At 60.2% G+C, this 17,373-nt stretch carries 18 protein-coding genes; 1 reads left to right on the top strand and 17 read right to left on the bottom strand.

The window, feature by feature from the left end; translation table 11 throughout:
* Window positions 1–84: 84 nt before the first annotated feature.
* The gene (locus EC915_RS13495; protein WP_256658727.1) at window positions 85–1,350 is read right to left on the bottom strand and encodes an MFS transporter; all 1,266 of its coding nucleotides are present in this window, start codon (window positions 1,348–1,350) and stop codon (window positions 85–87) included.
* A 115-nt stretch (window positions 1,351–1,465) separates the two neighbouring features.
* Here EC915_RS13495 and EC915_RS13490 point away from each other — a divergent pair, with 115 nt between their 5' ends.
* A complete protein-coding gene (locus EC915_RS13490) occupies window positions 1,466–2,356 on the top strand; it encodes a LysR family transcriptional regulator (RefSeq protein ID WP_133751032.1) in 891 nt (296 codons plus the stop codon).
* A gap of 167 nt (window positions 2,357–2,523) precedes the next feature.
* On the opposite strand, the gene EC915_RS13485 is transcribed toward EC915_RS13490, so the two are convergent.
* From EC915_RS13485 to EC915_RS13410, 16 genes are read right to left on the bottom strand one after another with little or no spacing between them, the layout of a single operon-like run.
* The gene (locus EC915_RS13485; protein WP_133751031.1) at window positions 2,524–2,970 is read right to left on the bottom strand and encodes an excinuclease; all 447 of its coding nucleotides are present in this window, start codon (window positions 2,968–2,970) and stop codon (window positions 2,524–2,526) included.
* A 27-nt stretch (window positions 2,971–2,997) separates the two neighbouring features.
* Window positions 2,998–3,453 carry a hypothetical protein gene (locus tag EC915_RS13480; RefSeq protein WP_133751030.1) on the bottom strand — a complete coding sequence of 152 codons (456 nt, stop codon included), beginning with the start codon at window positions 3,451–3,453 and terminating at the stop codon, window positions 2,998–3,000.
* Between the two features lie 29 nt (window positions 3,454–3,482).
* On the bottom strand, window positions 3,483–4,709 hold the full coding sequence (locus EC915_RS13475; RefSeq protein WP_133751029.1) for a beta-ketoacyl-ACP synthase: 1,227 nt from the start codon (window positions 4,707–4,709) through the stop codon (window positions 3,483–3,485).
* Window positions 4,709–5,437 (bottom strand): 3-oxoacyl-ACP reductase FabG, encoded by a 729-nt coding sequence (fabG, locus tag EC915_RS13470; RefSeq protein WP_133751028.1) that lies wholly within the window; start codon window positions 5,435–5,437, stop codon window positions 4,709–4,711. Before fabG ends, EC915_RS13475 begins: the two co-directional genes overlap by 1 nt.
* Window positions 5,430–5,903 (bottom strand): hotdog family protein, encoded by a 474-nt coding sequence (locus EC915_RS13465; RefSeq protein WP_133751027.1) that lies wholly within the window; start codon window positions 5,901–5,903, stop codon window positions 5,430–5,432. Before EC915_RS13465 ends, fabG begins: the two co-directional genes overlap by 8 nt.
* Window positions 5,900–7,096, bottom strand: a complete 1,197-nt coding sequence (locus EC915_RS13460) for a beta-ketoacyl-[acyl-carrier-protein] synthase family protein (RefSeq protein ID WP_133751026.1) — start codon at window positions 7,094–7,096, stop codon at window positions 5,900–5,902. Before EC915_RS13460 ends, EC915_RS13465 begins: the two co-directional genes overlap by 4 nt.
* Window positions 7,093–7,581: a hypothetical protein gene (locus tag EC915_RS13455; RefSeq protein ID WP_133751025.1), complete on the bottom strand. Its 489-nt coding sequence runs from the start codon at window positions 7,579–7,581 to the stop codon at window positions 7,093–7,095. Before EC915_RS13455 ends, EC915_RS13460 begins: the two co-directional genes overlap by 4 nt.
* Window positions 7,578–8,324 carry a class I SAM-dependent methyltransferase gene (locus EC915_RS13450; RefSeq protein WP_133751024.1) on the bottom strand — a complete coding sequence of 249 codons (747 nt, stop codon included), beginning with the start codon at window positions 8,322–8,324 and terminating at the stop codon, window positions 7,578–7,580. Before EC915_RS13450 ends, EC915_RS13455 begins: the two co-directional genes overlap by 4 nt.
* Entirely contained in the window at window positions 8,321–9,568 is a 1,248-nt protein-coding gene (locus EC915_RS13445; protein WP_133751023.1) for an NAD(P)/FAD-dependent oxidoreductase, read from the bottom strand. The genes EC915_RS13450 and EC915_RS13445 overlap by 4 nt, the downstream gene beginning before the upstream one ends.
* Window positions 9,555–10,730: a sodium:proton antiporter gene (locus EC915_RS13440; protein WP_133751022.1), complete on the bottom strand. Its 1,176-nt coding sequence runs from the start codon at window positions 10,728–10,730 to the stop codon at window positions 9,555–9,557. The genes EC915_RS13445 and EC915_RS13440 overlap by 14 nt, the downstream gene beginning before the upstream one ends.
* Complete coding sequence (locus tag EC915_RS13435) at window positions 10,727–13,084, bottom strand: MMPL family transporter (protein WP_133751021.1); 2,358 nt, start codon at window positions 13,082–13,084, stop codon at window positions 10,727–10,729. Before EC915_RS13435 ends, EC915_RS13440 begins: the two co-directional genes overlap by 4 nt.
* Window positions 13,068–13,664, bottom strand: coding sequence for an outer membrane lipoprotein carrier protein LolA (locus tag EC915_RS13430; RefSeq protein WP_133751020.1), 597 nt, complete (start codon window positions 13,662–13,664; stop codon window positions 13,068–13,070). Before EC915_RS13430 ends, EC915_RS13435 begins: the two co-directional genes overlap by 17 nt.
* Entirely contained in the window at window positions 13,658–14,086 is a 429-nt protein-coding gene (locus EC915_RS13425) for a thioesterase family protein (RefSeq protein WP_133751019.1), read from the bottom strand. Before EC915_RS13425 ends, EC915_RS13430 begins: the two co-directional genes overlap by 7 nt.
* Window positions 14,076–15,623: a histidine ammonia-lyase gene (hutH, locus tag EC915_RS13420; RefSeq protein ID WP_133751018.1), complete on the bottom strand. Its 1,548-nt coding sequence runs from the start codon at window positions 15,621–15,623 to the stop codon at window positions 14,076–14,078. The genes EC915_RS13425 and hutH overlap by 11 nt, the downstream gene beginning before the upstream one ends.
* Window positions 15,604–16,548 (bottom strand): glycosyl transferase, encoded by a 945-nt coding sequence (locus tag EC915_RS13415; protein ID WP_133751017.1) that lies wholly within the window; start codon window positions 16,546–16,548, stop codon window positions 15,604–15,606. The genes hutH and EC915_RS13415 overlap by 20 nt, the downstream gene beginning before the upstream one ends.
* Window positions 16,545–17,279 (bottom strand): glycosyltransferase family 2 protein, encoded by a 735-nt coding sequence (locus EC915_RS13410; protein ID WP_133751016.1) that lies wholly within the window; start codon window positions 17,277–17,279, stop codon window positions 16,545–16,547. Before EC915_RS13410 ends, EC915_RS13415 begins: the two co-directional genes overlap by 4 nt.
* Window positions 17,280–17,373: the final 94 nt, after the last annotated feature.

The raw sequence follows: 17,373 nt of genomic DNA, 5'->3' as shown, positions 1-17,373 counted from the left end.
CGGCCAGTGCTGGGCATTTTGTTTGGATTGACTACCCGCTCGAGAACCCATCCGCTCCCACCTAGGTATCTGCGGCTGCCTAGCTCAAACCTGCACATTCGCCGCTAACGGCGGCACTCGCGCCAGTTTCAACGCTGCGCCCAGTGCCAGCAGCAGCAACACGCCGATGAACATCCCGATGCCGTTCCAGCCTGCGTAATGCCAGAAAAATCCACCGCCGGTGCCGGCGATGCTGGAGCCCACGTAATAGCTGAACAGGTACAACGAGGCAGCCTGGCCTTTGGCTTTGACAGCGCGACGGCCAATCCAGCTACTGGCTACCGAATGCGCGCCAAAGAAGCCGAAGGTGAACATGATCACGCCGATGAGCACCACAGCCAGTGGGCTGAACAGGGTCAGCGCAAGGCCAGCAAGCATTAACACGATCACCGCCCACAGCACGTTGCGGCGGCCTAGTTTATCCGCCAGCGCACCGACCTTCGCCGAGCTGTAGATGCCAGACAGGTACACCACCGAGAACAGCCCGACCACCGCCTGGCTCAGGTTGTATGGGTCGGCCAACAGGCGATAGCCGATGTAGTTGAACAGGGTCACGAAAGCCCCCATCAGCAGGAAGCCTTCCAGAAACAGCCACGGCAAACCGGCATCGCGGAACTGCAGAACAAACCCTTCCAGCAGACTGCGGGCGTTGAGCGGGCGAGCGCTGAAGTTGCGTGATGGCGGGAGTATTTTCCAGAACACACAGGCGCTGGCCAGGGATATGAGGCCCATGATCGACAGCGCCGTATGCCAACTGACGTAGTCACTGAGTACACCGGTGATCAAACGACCGCTCATCCCACCGATAGCGTTGCCACCGATATAAAGGCCCATCGCCAGACCAATGTGTTGTGGATGGATCTCTTCGCTCAGGTAAGTCATGGCCACCGCGGCCAGCCCGCTCAGCGACAGTCCAACGAATGCACGTGTCACCAGTACGCCTTCCCAACTCGGCATGAACGCACTGGCGATGGTGAACAGCGCTGCCGAGAACAATGAAAACACCATCACCGATTTGCGTCCCAGGCGATCGGAGATTGGCCCGGTAATCAGCAGACCGATCGCCAGCATCGCGGTAGCCACGGAGAGGATCAGGCTGCTCTGGGCCGCGTTGATGGAAAACTCACGGGACAGCACCGGCATCATGGGTTGCACGCAGTAGAGCAGGGAAAAAGTAGCGAAGCCGCCTGAAAACAGTGCAAGAACTGTACGAATGAAAGCCGGCGTGTCTTTCTCGATATAGGTATCACCCAGCGGGATGGCGACGTTGATTTCAGACGCAGACGTGGCGGGAGATGCAGCAGTATTCACAAGGGACCTCGAAGCGGGCGATGCGGCAATGAAAAAAAGCATATAGCCCCCTAACGTTTTCCTCCAATATATTATTCGACCTGTTTGATAGCTTTTACGACCTAATGGAGGGTTCATGGAATTACGTCATTTGCGCTACTTCATTGCGGTGGCCGAAGAGCTGCATTTCGGTCGTGCTGCCCAGACCCTCGGTATTTCCCAGCCGCCTCTGAGCCAGCAGATTCAAGCCCTGGAAAGCGAATTGGGCGCGCGTTTGTTCGAGCGCACTAACCGACGTGTAGCGCTGAGTGAGGCCGGGCGGCTGTTTCTTGATGAGGCGCGATTGGTGCTGGCCCAAGTTGAAAAGGCTTCAGACGTGGCTCGTCGTGCGCAGCTCGGTGAATTGGGCGAATTGAAAATCGGGTTCACCGCGTCTGCGCCGTTCACCTCCAGTATCCCGCAAGCCATTTTTGCCTTTCGTCAGCGTCACCCGGACGTGCATCTGGCTCTGCAGGAGATGAGCAGCAGGGAAGTTGCCGAGCGGCTGGAGGAGGAATCGATGCAGGTCGGCATCATGCGCCCTCTGCCGTTGCCTGACTCACTGGTTGCGGTTGAATTGCTACGCGAGCCGTTGGTAGCGATCTTGCGTTCCGATCATCCACTGGCTGAAGGCAACGAACGGGGGATTTACCTTGAGGAACTGGCCGGTGAGCCTTTCGTGTTTTTTCCTCGGAGTTATGGCAGCGGCTTGTACGCACAACTGTTGAACCTGGCGCGGGACGCGGGGTTCAGTCCGCTGTTCGCTCAAGAGGCAGGGGAAGCTATGACCATTATCGGTCTGGTGGCGGCGGGCCTGGGGGTGACCGTGTTGCCAGCGTCCTATCAACGCATGCGCATCGACGGAGTGGTCTATCGCACACTGCTGGACCCTGAGGCGACTTCAGCTGTATGGCTGGTGCAGCGCAAGGATCAGAAATCGCCCATGGCCAAAGCGTTCATCGAACTGGTGACGCGAAAGGCGGGGTAATGATCAGGGTGTCGGGTTGAGTACTGCGGGTTGAGTTGCTCACGAAGGCTGAGGTCACGCTTCCGGATTTCTCCGAGCCGTACCGACTTTCGCCAGCAAGCCCGCTCCCCCAGAAGGGGAGCGAGCATCTGTGGGTGACGAAGTGGGCGTCAGCTCACAGGAGCGTTTCACCGCACCTTCGCAAGATCACCCTTCAACGCCACACCTGCCAACACAGCGCCAGCGTGACACTCATAGGTCGCAGGGTCCTTGCGTTCGATCTTCTTGTAGAAGCTGGCGATGTTCACGACTGCGTTGGCGCCTGCACTTTTGGCCGCTTCATTGAGCTGAAGGATTGCCGATTGCAGTGCCCACTCGCAGGCCTCGTTGTCAGTTTTGTTGAAAGCATTGGTTTTCTTGTTGGTCACCGAATTCGGCGACAGCACCGATACTTTACCTTTGGGGGTAACGCCGGCCAGATAGAACTTCACTGTGCCGTCCAGCTTCTTCTCCTGCACCATCTGTGCGACGACTTTGTCGAACGGCAGGTACAGCGCCGTGTCGCGTGCCTGACTGATCCCCGGCAATATGCCCAACAGGATAGCGGCCGTGGTGGCCAAGACTTTCAGTTTCATGGTTTCGCTCCTTGAGGTGATAAACAGTTACTGCGCGGATTGGGTCACGCTCTGAGGCAATACGCCGTTTGCCATGTTCCTGGCGGTGGTTTCAGCCTGATCATCGCGCAATTCACGCAGGATGCCTTTGTCCAGCAGGCGCACCCAGCGGTTGTAGTTCTTATGGATCTTGCCGTCCTGATAGTCCAGATCGCGGCTGTCGCGGTAGTTGATCTGGTAATGATCGGTGGTGTATGGGATGTCGATTTCGGCGTGGTACTGCCCGCGCACGGTAATTTGCGCCTGGATCAGCTCAGGGCTGACGCGCTGGACTTCCCATTTGCGTTTGACCAACGTGGTCAGGATCGCCTGTTTCATCTCTGCCTGGTCGGGGTGCAGAGTGGTGGGTAGCGTACGGTCTGGCGTGACCAGCGGCTTGCTGCTACAGGCCGTGACGGACAACAGGGCCAGGACGACCAGGGATGTGCTAAGCAGGGCACGCATTGTATTTCTCCAGCGGGTTGAGGCAGGGGTCATGGCCAGCGACGGAAGATCAACGAGGTGTTGACTCCGCCGAAGGCAAAGTTGTTGTTCATCACAAACTCATGGCTCATCTGTCGCGGTTCTCCCCGCAAGTAGTCGAGTTCGCCGCAGCGGCTGTCCACTTCGTCCAGATTGAAGGTGTGGATATAGCGGTCGCTGTTCATCATTTCGATGCTGAACCATGACTCCAGTGCGCCACACGCGCCGAGCGTGTGACCCAGAAAGCTTTTCTGCGAGCTGATGGGCATGCGCGAACCGAACAGGCTCTGCGTTGCCAGGGTTTCAGCGATATCGCCTTGTTCGGTAGCGGTGCCATGGCCGTTGACATAACCGATCGCATCCGGCGTCAGACCCGCGTCTTCCAGCGCCAGCTCCATGGCACGGCGCATGGTTACCTGCTCGGGGCGTGTCGTATGCACGCCGTCCGCGTTGCTGCCGAAGCCGACGACTTCAGCGTGAATGTTCGCCCCGCGTGCCAGCGCATGCTCCAGCTCCTCAAGCACCAGCATGCCACCGCCTTCGCCGATCACCAGACCGTCACGGCCACTGTCATAAGGACGCGGGCTGGTATGCGGCGCATCGTTTTTCAGGCTGGTGGCGTACAGTGCGTCGAACACCATCGCCTCGGTCGGGCACAACTCTTCGGCACCGCCGGCAAGCATGAGCGGCAGGCGTCCGAACTTGATCGCCTCGTAGGCATAACCCACGCCCTGACTGCCGCTTGTACAGGCGCTCGACGTCGGAATCAGGCGCCCGGTGAGGTTGAAGAAGATGCTGATATTCGCTGCAGTGGTATGCGGCATCATGCGCACGTAGGAGTTGGCGTTAAGCCCTTCGGCTACCGAGTTGAGCAGCATGTTGCCGAACGCCTTGATCTCGTCGGTGCTACCGGTGGATGAGCCGCACGCAACGCCCATGCGTCCGTCGCGAATGATCGGGTCGCCCAGCAGCCCTGCGTCCAGCAGCGCTTGTTCCGATGCGGCAACCGCCAGGCGCGAGACTCGCCCCATGCTGCGCAGTTGTTTGCGGGTCCAGTGAGAGGGCACGGCAAAATCATCGATAGGGCCCGCCAGACGAGTGTTCAACTCGACAAAACGATCCCACTCGTCCATGCGCCGGATGCCGCTGCGGTTGGCGCTGAAATGGGCCTCGATGCTCGCCCAGTCGTTGCCCAATGAGGTAATGCCGGCCATGCCGGTGACGACGACACGCCTCATCAGCACAAGCCTCCGTTGACTGCCAGCACCTGACGGGTAATGTACGAAGCTTCTGCCGACATCAGGAAGTTCACCGCCGCAGCAACCTCTTCCGGGGTGCCCATGCGTTGCGCGGGAATCATCTTCAGCAGTTCATCGACCGGCACGTTTTCATCGAGCATCGCAGTGTCGATCAAACCCGGTGCCACACAGTTGACGGTGATTTTGCGCTTGCCCAGTTCGATGGCCAACGCCTTCGCGGCGCCAATCACGCCCGCTTTGGAGGCGCTGTAATTGACCTGCCCGCGATTACCGATCAGGCCGGAAACCGAGGTAATGCAGACAATGCGTCCGGCGGCGCGGCGACGGATCATGGGCATCATGACCGGGTGCAGCACGTTGTAGAAACCATCCAGATTGGTGCGCATGACCATGTCCCAATCGTCATCGGTCAATGCAGGGAAAGCACCGTCGCGGGTCAGACCGGCGTTGCAGACCACGCCGTAATAAGCACCATGAGTCTCCACATCCGCTTCAAGGATCGCTTTGCAGTCGGCGCGTTCGGCCACATCGAATTGCAGCACCCGCGCTTGCCTGCCCAGCGCCTGGATTTGCGCTTGCACGGTTGCAGCTTCTGCCCGACCGCTGCGGCAATGCAGCACGATGTCGTAACCGGCCCGGGCCAGGCGCAGGGCGATGGCGCGGCCGATGCCTCGGCTGGAACCGGTGACCAGGATTGAATCAGTCATTGTCGGCTCCTTCGGCCAGATAACCCGCCGCTTGAGGCGGACGATAAACGTTCAGCCGCGCACTGGCTTGAATACCGGGACCACGCAAGTGGCATTCGAACACGCCCATGCCGCTCTCGTCCTGCAATGAGCGCAGGGCGTGTATGTTCAGTTCACATCCCGCTGGAAAGTGATCGACATTGCATTCGAATTTGCGCGTGCCCAGCAGAAACCCCAGTTCGACGGGCTCGCTTTTCATGCGTGCCTGGCATCCGGCATAGGCGGCCACACTCTGTGCCATGAGTTCGATGCCAACCCACGCAGGCAGACTTCCATCGGCGCGATTGAACAAGCCCCCAGGGCGCACGCTGATCCGGGTGCGGATCTGTTCTTCATCGAACTCCGTGACCTCGTCGATGAGAATCATGTCACCCGCGTGGGGGAGCAGTTCTGCAACGGGCCAGCCCGGGTAAACCGTGGCATTCATGCTTGCTCTCCGATGATCAGGCTGACGTTATTGCCTCCAAAGGCAAACGAGTTGCTCATCAGACGGCGCGGTGCGGTGGGGTGCAGCGTGTCACCCTGTTTGACCCAGGCCAGCGTGGGCAGGGCTGTATCGGCCTGTTCATCCCATACATGAGGCGGCAACTGGTTCGCACGGTTTTCAGGCGACACCGCCAGCCAGCAGAATGCCGCTTCCAGTGCACCGGCAGCGCCCAGCGTGTGACCGCTCATGGGCTTGGTGGAAGAGCAGGGGACGCCATCAGGGAAGAGGGTATCGACGGCCACGCACTCCATTGAATCATTGTGCGTGGTTGCCGTGCCATGCAGATTGAGATAACCGATATCGCGTGGGTGTAGCTGCGCGTTATCCAGTGCTTTCTGCATCGCTTGCTGTGCGCCCAGGCCTGTGGGGTCGGGAGCAGAAATGTGATGAGCGTCCGAACTGGAGCCTGCACCGAGCAGGGCGATTCTTGGGTTGCCTGAAGCCTGGCGTGTCATCAGAAACAGCACCGCCGCTTCACCGATGTTGATGCCATTACGGTTGATCGAAAACGGATTGCAACGCTCATCCGAAACGGCTTCCAGCGATGAAAAACCGTTGAGCGTCAGTTTGCACAGGCTGTCCACACCCCCGCACAAAACCGCGTCGCACAGGTTCATGTCCAGCAGGCGGCGAGCGCTGAGCAGGGCGCGGGCGCTTGAGGTGCACGCCGTTGAAATCACGTAGGCAGGGCCGCTCAAATCAAGCCAGGTCGCCAGAAAGTTCGCCGGTGCGCTGAGTTCCTGCTGGCGGTAGTCGTAGTCGTCGGGAAACGAGTTGTCCTTGAGGTACGTCGCAATGCCACGGCTGGCTTCGTCGATCCCCGACGTGCTGGTGCCGAGGATCACGCCGATGCGCCCACGGCCGTATCGGCTGATCGCCTCCTGAATTTGAGGCTCGATCTGCAGCGCCGCAGCGAGCAACAGCTGATTGTTTCGGCTCGATTGCTGGGCCATGGCAGCCGGTATTGCCGGCAGCGAATGTTTGATGGCCGCCACGGGTACCGAACGCTCCGCAATCCAGCCGGTTTCGGCACGCATGCACGACGTGTCGCCAGCGAATAACGTCCGCGCGACACTGGAGCGGTCATGGCCCAGCGCGCAGATCAACCCCAGAGCATTGAGATAGGCGGTCATTTCCTGGACTTGCCTTCCAGCGGGCTGACGAGGTAGTGCAGCTCACCGCTTTCCAGGGTGATGCGAAAGACGCCTTCAGCCTCATAGTCGACGCGCCAGCGATCTTCCAGCGAGCGTGCGTGAGGCAGCAGTTGTGCGCCGGGGTAGTCGAAGCGCACCTCGTCATCGGAGGTCAGCGCGAACAGCACTGCGGCGAACAGCTCTCGGGCTTCGGGGTTCGGCGGCAACAGGCCATCAGCCTTCCAGCTATCCTCCTGCAACTGCTGGCGTGCCAGCGGGATACCCAGCGGGTCCATCAATGACCAGCGCAGACCGTGACGTTCTTTCTGGACCACCAGCAGCCAGTCCTGGCGCTGGCCTGCCTGTTCGCGCTGGACATGCAACTGTTTGGGAAATTTGATGTGCGGAATTTGTGCGGGTAGTGGTGCGTGACTGGTGCAGGCACTCAACAAAACGACGCAGAACAGCAGAAGGGCGCGGGTCATGGGGTGTCACCTTCGAGTGATGGCTGTAAGGGTTTGCGGGCGACGACGTTGACCAGCGTCTCCTCACGTTCGCCAAAGGGTTTGGGTTGGACCAGCTTGAAACGTTCCAGCAGGCCGAAATCCTTGGCTCGGCTCCACCACAGATAAGGGTAGGAAACGTTCTGCGCAGCGAATTGAAAACCCTCTTCGCGCAACATGGCCAGGTATTGCGACGCGCTCTTCTGCACCTGCATCGGATGACGGAAAAACCAGCGAATCACCCAAGTGTCGATATAGGCCTCGGTAGACTCGGCGAAGAGCAGGTAGCCGCCGGGTTTGAGCACGCGATAAAACTCGGTCAGGGCTTTTTCCTGTTCGACCAGATGATGGAACGTCTGGTGGCAGAAAACCATGTCCACGCTGGCATCGGCCAGTTTCAATGCCGCGCAGTCGCTGCCGATCAGCTCGACATTCAGACCACGGCGTTCGGCTTCCTGGGCACTGAGCCGAAGGCTGAGCGGGTCTGCATCGGCGCCAAGAATTTGCACCGCACCGAAGACCTTGTGCAGGTACTGGAAGGATTTTCCCTGACCACAACCGGCATCGAGGATCACCGGGTTTTCGGGCGGTTGCTCGTTGAACAGGCTGCGCAAGTCGTTGATAGCCACACGCAAGACGTGGTGCTGCCACGTGTGGCTGCGCAGGAATACAAACCCCAGCCGGGTTTCTTCGACATAGCTGTCGGAATAGAACTGTTCGCTCATGAACCGGTGCTCGCACAGATCTCGGCCAACATGCGCAGACGCCGCTTGGGCTCGGCCACGAAAGGGTTGCGCTCGTCCCAGGCGTATCCGGCAAGGATCGAGCTGATCATGCGGCCGATGTCGTCGCTGCGGCCGGGGTAAAAAATGACGTCCTGGAAGCTGCCTTCGTACCAGCCCTCGACGTAGGCGCGAAAAGTGTCAACACCGCGCTTGAGGGGTGTGGCGAACTCACTTTCCCAGTCAACGTTCTCGCCTTGTAGCTGACGATGCAGAACTTCAGCAGCCATGCTCGCAGAGCGCATGGCGATCGTTACGCCCGAGGAGAAGACCGGATCGAGAAATTCCGCCGCATTGCCCAACAGCGCGAAACCTTTGCCGTGAAGGGTTTTGACATTGGCCGAATAGCCGCCGATGGTACGCGCCGGAGTGTCCCAGACCGCATGTTGCAACACCCGGCTCAGGCTTGGCGTTTCATTGATGAAGGCATGCAGGCACGCATCCAGATCAGCGGGTTTGTCCTTGAAACGCTCCTGCGAGGCGACCACGCCTACCGAGCAGCGGCCATTGCTGAACGGGATCGACCAGAACCATACATCCCGCAACGTCGGATGAACGGTGACCAGAATCTTCTCGCGATCAAAGCCCGGCGCGTCGATGTGATCTTCGACATGAGTGAACACGGCTTGGCGCAGCGGAAAATCAGACGGCGCTTCCAGGTCCAGAAGACGCGGCAGCACGCGGCCATATCCGCTGGCGTCGAGGATGAACCCGGCCTGCACGCTGTAGTGGCTGCCGTCCTCGCGCTGCACGTCGAGCACCGGATTCTCACCTGCGAAGTCGACGGCGGTGAGGGTTTCCCGATAGCGGATTTCCACGCCCTGACGCACCGCTTCGTCGGCCAGCAGCTTGTCGAAATCGGCGCGTTGCACTTGAAAGGTGGTGGGCTTGCCGTTGCTGAACGTGTCACCGAAATCGAAAGCGCTGTACTGCTCACCGCAAGCGAAGGCTGCGCCGTTTTTCAGTTGGAAGCCTGCCGCCTGGACTGCACCGAGCATGCCCGCTTCTTCGACGAAGTCCAGGCAGTGCGACAGCAGGCTTTCACCGATGGAAAAGCGCGGAAACTGTTGGCGTTCGATGATCAGCACGTCATGACCGTGGCGTTTAAGCAGGGCGGCGGCGATGGCTCCGGCGGGACCGGCACCGATCACGACGATTTGACGACATTCCCTATCAGCTATGGGCACAGGTTTTCCTTTTCGAGTGTGTGACGGCTTTGGCGTCTTGCGGGGAAGTTGGGCGATTCATGCCCGCGAGGGCTGGCAGCAGGGTGGCGATCAGACTCATCGTCATCAGCGCGAAATACACGGCTGGGCTGACCAGACCCTGTTGCAGCAACAGATTGAGGAAAACGATTTCACTCAGTCCGCGAATGTTCAGCAGCAACGCTTCCTTCCAGCGCACGGCACCGGCAAATGACGGGGTCGCCCAGCGCACGCCGATCCAGTTTCCCAACAGCTTGCTGGCAATGGGCAGGATGATCAGCATCAGCAGATTGAACCTGCCCAGATCACCCATGGCACTGTGTACATTGATCTGCACGATGCCGTAGGTAAGGATCAGCGGGATTGCCAGATACCCTTGCAGCGCCTTTAACCACGCGGCGTTCAAAGGCAGAGCAAAAGGCTGCTTGAGCATGTTCATGCACAGCAGATAGCCAATCCCGAGGATCAGCGCGTTGATTCTGTAATGTTCGGCGAGCATCAGCATCGCGAAAAAAATCAGACCGTAAAACCGCGCCTGACGCACTTTCAAAGCGAGCAGCACTACCGGCACGCAGGCGCCCAGCAGGGGCAGGGCGAGGCTGCTCCATTGCAGGCTACCTTGCGCCAGGCCGAACAGGCTCCAGCATGTCAGGTCGATGAGGATTGCGGTCTGCACCAGTCGTCGTGTCGCTTCGGGCGGATAACCGATGTGATGCAGATACAGGTACAGCACGGGTATGGCGGTGATCGCGAACACCAGCCCTGTCGCCAATGAGCCGAGCCAGCCTTGAGGCGGCAGCAGCCACATTGCGCAGGCGACGCCGCAAAGGAACGGTACGCCGAAACTGGGCAGCGCCACTTTCAGGCTCTGGCGATCCAGTCGAACGTCGATCACATCACTGAGAATATGCCCCAGCACCACAGCGAAGCTCAGGCCGTAGAGGGTTTTCAACCAGACCGGCGTAACCAGTTGCGCGCCAGTCAGGTGCCAGTGCGGCTCGACCCAGAACAGCATCAGCAGAGGCAGGCCAAAGGTTGCCAGAAGTAGCTGGCTGACGATTGGAATCAGGTTCAGTTGGCGACCCAGGCGCGCTGCCAACGCAAACAGTGACAACACCGATATCCAGAACACGACGAGCATCATGGCGACGCCTCCTGCCCGTGTGTGCTCGCAGGCGGGTCTTCGGCATGCCCCTGGCTGCCCGCCCAAGGCGCGAGCAAGAAACTGAACGCCAAACCGAGACTCACTGACAGACCGAAGTTGCTCACCGCAGGCGTGCTGGAAATCGCCAGTAGTCCGAATGAAAGCCAGGTGGTCGCCGCAGCAAGCAATGTGCCCAGCAGACTCACCGCTGCACCACCGATCTGCTCGCGCATGAGGATGGCGTAATCGACACTGATGGCGGTGACCAGCAGCAGGCCGAAGAGACTGAACAGCGTCAGCGGCTGACCGAGCCATCCCAGGCTCGCCAGGCTGCACAAGGCCGCCAGCAATGGCAGCGCGACGACCCGCAATGCGCCGCGCAAGCCGAAGGGCAGCACCAGCAACAGGACAATCAGCACACAGGACAGCAGTTTCAGTTCGGCAGCGCTGACCTGCGTGGCGGCAAATACCTTATTCAGGTCGCCCAGGCGATCCACCAGTTGCACCCCGGGCAGGTCCTGAGCCTGAGCGCGCAGCAGCGCTGCATCATTCAAACCTTGCAAGCTGACGATACCGGCTGCGCCCTCCTTGTCGGCGCCCAGCCAAAGCAAACGCCAGGGCTCTCCCAGAGGTCCGGCCAACACGCTGTCGATGTCTTGATCCGGCAGAGCGCGAAGGCTGACAAGTTCGTTGTTCAATGCTTCGACCGGTACGCCCAGGTCAAGCAGTGGTTGCCAATGCCCGGGCAGTTCTGCAAGTGCCTGGCGGGTGGCGGCTTGCGCGCCAGGCGTTGCCACCAGCTGATTCAACGACAGATAGCCCTGCAGCTTGTTCTGCTTGACCAGTTGATCGAGACGCTGACTGAGCGCGCCCTGGCGCTCAAGCAACTGTTGCTGATCGGCCCCGCGCACCAGAAAGAACTGACTGGTGGGCTGGTAGCCTGTGATACGCGCCACCGCATGGGCTTCGTCAGTAAGCTCCGGTGGTGCAGCAATCCATTGACGGATGTCGTTTTTGGTCGTCAGTTGCCAGAGGCCAGCCGCACAGAACGCTAGCAGCAGCACCAGCAAAACAGGGGTGCCCACGCGAATAAGCAATTTTGAACGCAGGGCTATCAGTTGCTCAGCCAACCGTAGCGGCCATTGCGCGGGACGCAAATCTACGCCATTGAGCAGGGCGGGCAGCAGACACACTGCGCACAGGTAGGCGCCGATCAGACCGGCTGCGGAGAACACGGCAATCTGGGTCAGGGCCGGGAAAGGCGTCCAGGCCAATGCCAGATAGCCAATGCAACTGGTGAGCAGGCTCAGGCTGAGGCCCGACAAGGTCAGGCGCAGCGCTGACCAGCTGTGCCATGGTTTCAGGCTCCAGCCTTTGGAGAGGTAATGCAATGGATAGTCCACCGCCACTCCGATCAGACTCGACCCCAGGACCAGCGTCATGACATGCATCTTGCCGAACAGCGCGATGCATGCGGTAGCGCCAAACAGCATGCCGACCACGACTGGCACAAAGGCGAGTAACACCCGCCAGCGCTTGAACGCCAATAGCAGCAACAGAAGAATGCCCAGCGTCGCCCCGCCGCCGACCCAGGTGATTTCCCGGGTGGCCTGCTGCTGTCCATGTGCGGCGTACAGCAGACCACTGGCCGCCAGCAGCTGGCCTTCAGACGTTGCCGCCTGAGCGCGAGCCTGATCCAGCAGTGCCGAGACTTTCAGGGGCAGGCTCATGTCGAAGGCATCGGCTCTGGTCCGCGCCCTGAGCAGCACCCAGCTCTTGCCGTCGGCGCTGGCGATCAGCGCCCCGCTGCCGATATCCAGCTGTACCGAACCCTGCACCGGCTGGCTGTTCTGGATGCGTCCGGTCAGGCCGAGCCAGTCATCCTGACTCGGCACCAGACTGAAACCGCCGAAGGGATCGAACAGATTCTGTACGCGCTTTTGAATGAAAGCTTCGGGATGTTCGAGCAGTTCTGACCGGTCATTGTTCGACAGCATCGCCAGACGCCCTTGCAACAGCTGCTCACGCAGTGCAGGAAGATCGGCCTGCAAGTTCCACTGAACCTTTTCGAACACCCCGCTGGTTTGCCACGTATCGCTGATGCGATGCGCCAACTCAATGGCCTGCTGTTTATCCGCATGGCCAACCAGCACCAGCATCTCGCGATTCAGCGGTTCCTGAATGCGTTGCTCGGCGCGCAGTTCCAGAGCATCCGGGCTGCTGCCGGGCACCAGCTCCATGAGGTTCGCCGATAGCGGCGCACCTGAACGCCACTGCCAGCCCGCCAGCGTGAGAACCGCGAGCAGGATGATCAGGAACAGGCGAGGCAGCAAGCGCTCAGTGGACAAAATCAGCGTGCTCCGAATCGCTCAGTGGCTGCGAGCCTGTGCTGTCAATCATCTTCAGCAGCGTGCTGTCGCCTTGGGTTTCCTGCAGTTCGATGCGCTGTACCAAAGCGCCGCCATTGATGTTGATCTGCCTGAACACTTGTTGAAGCATCAACGAGCGCGGGACCAACGTCAGCTGCCAAGCCTGTGCGTCGCCGCTCAGCTGCAACTCGAAATCACGTTGCAGGCCGCTGCTGTCGCCTTGCAGTACTGCCAGGAATAACCTGTTTTGCTCAGCGCCTGCGGTTTTCCCAGGGATCATCTGCCAGCTACCGTCGATGTTTCGGCGCGCTATGCCGGCGGAGGTGATGCGGTAATCCTGTTTGAGCGGCGTGTCCAGCAGCCACAGCAGGCCGAAATCCTTGGCCAGTACGAAGTTGCCCTGGCTGGTCAGCGGCTGAGGCAGTGAACGCAGGTGTTTCTCTTGAATGAAAGCGCCATGCACCACGCTCGGCCTGGCCAGTTGATCGCTCAGCTGTTGCAGGTCGAAGGCGTGGGCGAAAGCGCTCAGCGACATTGCCGTTATCAGAAAGACGAGCCTCAGCATTTCAATGCCTTCTCAACCGCTTCGACGAAGACTGAAGGGGAGACCAGCTGCATTTCCCGGCTCTCGATGGCGACTGCGACCTGTACCGTGCTGGCACGCGTGAGGCGCTCGCCTGTGTCAATGTCAGTGATCAGGTAATCGATCTTCAGGCGGTTTTCCCATTCCACGAGGCTGGCACGTACATTGATCCGTTGGCCAAACACTGCGCCGCGCACGTAGCGCAGTTGCAGGTCGATGACCGGCCACCCGTAACCTGAGTCAAGCATCTGGGTGTAGTTGTGACCGAGCTTGTCGAGCAGCGCGCAACGCGCCACTTCGAGGTATTTCACGTAGTGCCCGTGCCAGACCACGTGCATGGTATCGACGTCGAAAAACGGGACCAGCACTTCAGTGTCTTCGTGGATAACGCCTTTACTGCGCATGCAGCCTCCAGTGTTGGCTGGCGATGCGCTGCAGGCATAAACGCAATTCACCTTCGAGCGCGCGATCCTCGATGAGGGGCGGGAAATCCTTGCCCAGTTCTGCATGCATGGCGGCCAGCGCCGGGGGCAGCGGTCGGCTCTGGGCATCGCGACTGCGCAACCAGACGCCCTGGTTGGCGGCGATCAGCGTGGCGGCAGCGACTTGTTCAGTCAGTTCCAGAACGCGAATGGCGTCCCGCGCGGCGATGGTGCCCATGCTCACCTTGTCCTGGTTGTGGCATTCGGTGGAACGGGAAAATACGCTGGCGGGCATGGTGTTTTTCAGGGCTTCGGCGGTCCATGCGCTGGTGCCGATCTGCACCGCCTTGAATCCATGATTGATCATCGCCCGTTCAGCTGGCGAACCCGACAGGTTGCTGGGCAGGCCGTGGTTGTAGCGTTCGTCCACCAGAAGTGCCAATTGGCGATCCAGCAAGTCGGCGACGTTGGCGATCAGGTTTTTCAGGCTGTCCATGGCGAAGGCGATGTGCCCGCCGTAGAAGTGCCCGCCGTGCAGCACCCGTTCTGCTTCGGCGTCGATGATCGGGTTGTCGTTGGCGCTGTTGAATTCGATCTCGATGAACCCGCGCAGCCAGCCCAGGCTGTCCGCCAGTACGCCCAGCACATGGGGAGCACAGCGCAGGGAATAGCGGTCCTGCAGACGATGCAAGGGGGCAGTCGGTGCATCGATGGCCAAATCTTCCCGTAACCACGCAGCGACTTGCATTTGACCGGGATGAGGTTTGGCGGCGAACAGGCGCTCGTCGAAGTGCTCCGGGTTGCCTTGCAGTGCCACGACGTTCAGCGCGGTTATACGCGTCGCCAGCTTCAGCAGGTAGTCGGCGCGGGCGAATGCAAGACACGCCAGACCGGTCATCACTGCCGTTCCGTTCATCAACGCCAGGGCTTCTTTGGGCCGCAGGACCAATGGCGCCCAGCCCAGCTGGCGGTGCACGTCTGCGGACAGTCGGCGTTCGCCGTTGAACATCACTTCGCGCTCACCCGACAGGGTTGCTGCAACATAGGACAGTGGCGTCAGATCGCCGCTGGCCCCCACGGAGCCCTCTTCCGGGATCAGCGGCAGGATGTCGTGTTCGAGAAATGCGTGCAGCCGCTCCAGCAGTTCCACGCGCACCCCGGACACGCCGTGACACAGCGAACGCAGCCGCGCGGCCAGTACCGCACGAGTCGCCTGAGCGTCCAGCAGTTTGCCGAGGCCACAGCCATGAAAGGTGTACAGATGACGGGGTAACGCTTCGACGTGTTGCAACGGCACGGCCACCACGCAGGAATCGCCGTAGCCGGTGGTCACACCATAGATGACGCCTTCCCTGTCCAGCAACGAGTCGAGGAATTGCGCACCTTTGGCGATGCGCTGGCGATATTCGCTGTCACTTTGCAGCACGGTCGGACGTTGGCGGTTAGACAACGCCAGGAGGTCCTCGATGCTCAGGTGGCGCTCGCCGAAGATGATCGGCTCAGGTGCGTGGTTCGTCATCGGATTTCCAGAACGGGTAGAAGTTGAACCACTGCTGCGGCGCTTGCAGGCAGTAGTACGCCAGTCGGTCGGCATAACGTTGGGTCCATTGGGCGATCACTTGCTGGCGATCGCTGCGTCGCCACTCGATGGCGGCAGCGAACGGCTCCAGGATCACCCGATAGCCGCCTGCGCCCTTAAGGCAGAAAATCAGGTTGATGGGGCATTTCAGCAGGCCGGCCAAGAGCCATGGACCCTGCGGGAATGCCGCCGAGTGACCGAGGAAATCGACCCTTACATTGCGCCCGCCATGCAGGGGGACGCGGTCCCCGGCAATCGCCAGCCACTCGCCGCGATCAAGACGCTGGCTCAGTTGCAGCATGATTGCAGGGTCCAGCTCGCTGACCTGTACCAGCCGCAGATTGGTGGCGCCGGCCTCACCGAGCAGCCTGTTGAAACGTTCGGCATGTTTGGTGTGAACCAGAACGTTCATCGTGACTTTCTCGCCCAGCTCGGCCAGTGCCCGGCAGACTTCAAGGTTGCCCAAATGGGCACCAACCAGCATCTGCCCCCGCTCGCCGCGAAACTGGTCGCGCAGGAGCGCATCGTCGACGATTTCAATTTGGTCCAGGCCCAGCTTGCCGTCCCACACGTCGAGCTTGTCCAGAAGTGCATCGGCGAAGGCCATGAACTGCCTGAACACGCGCCAGCCGGTGGGGCGCAGCCCTGGGCGCTGGCTCCAGTCCGCCAGCCGTTGCTGATATTGCCAGGCGCTGTGTCGGGCACTGCGCCCGAACAGGAAAAAGTACAGAACGATGCCGTGCAGAACCGGACTGAGTACGCGGCGGCCGAGGATTTTTACGCCCCAGGCCGTGAGCTTCATCAGCAGGAAACTGCCGCGCTCTTGGTGCTCAGCCCAGTGCTGTTTGTGTTCGCTCTCGCTCATGGCAACCACCGTCGCCAGAGGATCAGCGGAAAGCGCGCGAGCATGCCGAAGAACAGCTTGGTGTGCATTTTCGAGATCAGGGCGTTGTCGTGAAACAGACGGAAATGCGAGAGGCCGTCCTGCGGGTAGTGGACTTTGGTCGGCAACCAGCGCATCGGCTGATTGCGCCACGACAGACGCACGAGGATTTCGGGGTCGAAATCCATGCGCTTGCCCAGGTTCACGCTCTCGATCAGGTGCAGCACGGGTTTGAGTGGATAGACCCGGAAGCCGCACATCGAATCGGGAATCTGCAGCGACAGGCTGTTGATCCAGACCCATACGTGGGTCAGGTAGCGTGCGTACAGACGGCCTTTTGGCACGCTGGCGTCGTATTGTGGATAGCCGCATATCAGCGCGGCCGGGTATTCCAAAGAGCTGTCGAGGAAAGCCTTTATGTCTTTCAGATCGTGCTGACCATCGGCGTCCACTTGCAACGCGTGACTGAATCCCAGCCTTGAGGCTTCGCGAAGGCCGGCCACGACCGCGCCGCCTTTACCTTGGTTCACGGGCAGCTGAACCAGAAACACCTGGTCATGCCCGGCCAGTGTCTGGAGCACAGCGGCGCAGGCCGGGCTGCTGGCATCATCGACCAAAACGCAGGCCAGGCCTGCGTCCAGCAACCCCTGAACCACGGCGGGCACAGCCAGCTCGTGATCGTAAACCGGGATGACGGCGCAGGGGTTATGCATGGTGTCCGTCCTTGGTGTTTGCATTGCGCCCATGGGCGCATTCGTGAGCCTGCTCAGGAAGGCGATATGGCCGGTGCGAGAAATAGGTCGGGTG

It is taken from the genome of Pseudomonas sp. LP_7_YM (assembly GCF_004364435.1).
GTDB lineage: Bacteria > Pseudomonadota > Gammaproteobacteria > Pseudomonadales > Pseudomonadaceae > Aquipseudomonas.
This window is presented reverse-complemented; position numbering and strand designations above follow the sequence as displayed.

What these genes read in the sequence shown, in the direction of transcription:
- EC915_RS13410 (WP_133751016.1), bottom strand. Translation starts at nt 17,279, where the DNA reads ATGCATAACCCCTGCGCCGTCATCCCGGTTTACGATCACGAGCTGGCT.
- EC915_RS13480 (WP_133751030.1), bottom strand. Translation starts at nt 3,453, where the DNA reads ATGCGTGCCCTGCTTAGCACATCCCTGGTCGTCCTGGCCCTGTTGTCC.
- EC915_RS13475 (WP_133751029.1), bottom strand. Translation starts at nt 4,709, where the DNA reads ATGAGGCGTGTCGTCGTCACCGGCATGGCCGGCATTACCTCATTGGGC.
- EC915_RS13465 (WP_133751027.1), bottom strand. Translation starts at nt 5,903, where the DNA reads ATGAATGCCACGGTTTACCCGGGCTGGCCCGTTGCAGAACTGCTCCCC.
- EC915_RS13450 (WP_133751024.1), bottom strand. Translation starts at nt 8,324, where the DNA reads ATGAGCGAACAGTTCTATTCCGACAGCTATGTCGAAGAAACCCGGCTG.
- EC915_RS13485 (WP_133751031.1), bottom strand. Translation starts at nt 2,970, where the DNA reads ATGAAACTGAAAGTCTTGGCCACCACGGCCGCTATCCTGTTGGGCATA.
- hutH (WP_133751018.1), bottom strand. Translation starts at nt 15,623, where the DNA reads ATGACGAACCACGCACCTGAGCCGATCATCTTCGGCGAGCGCCACCTG.
- EC915_RS13460 (WP_133751026.1), bottom strand. Translation starts at nt 7,096, where the DNA reads ATGACCGCCTATCTCAATGCTCTGGGGTTGATCTGCGCGCTGGGCCAT.
- EC915_RS13440 (WP_133751022.1), bottom strand. Translation starts at nt 10,730, where the DNA reads ATGATGCTCGTCGTGTTCTGGATATCGGTGTTGTCACTGTTTGCGTTG.
- EC915_RS13430 (WP_133751020.1), bottom strand. Translation starts at nt 13,664, where the DNA reads ATGCTGAGGCTCGTCTTTCTGATAACGGCAATGTCGCTGAGCGCTTTC.
- EC915_RS13425 (WP_133751019.1), bottom strand. Translation starts at nt 14,086, where the DNA reads ATGCGCAGTAAAGGCGTTATCCACGAAGACACTGAAGTGCTGGTCCCG.
- fabG (WP_133751028.1), bottom strand. Translation starts at nt 5,437, where the DNA reads ATGACTGATTCAATCCTGGTCACCGGTTCCAGCCGAGGCATCGGCCGC.
- EC915_RS13455 (WP_133751025.1), bottom strand. Translation starts at nt 7,581, where the DNA reads ATGACCCGCGCCCTTCTGCTGTTCTGCGTCGTTTTGTTGAGTGCCTGC.
- EC915_RS13415 (WP_133751017.1), bottom strand. Translation starts at nt 16,548, where the DNA reads ATGAGCGAGAGCGAACACAAACAGCACTGGGCTGAGCACCAAGAGCGC.
- EC915_RS13490 (WP_133751032.1), top strand. Translation starts at nt 1,466, where the DNA reads ATGGAATTACGTCATTTGCGCTACTTCATTGCGGTGGCCGAAGAGCTG.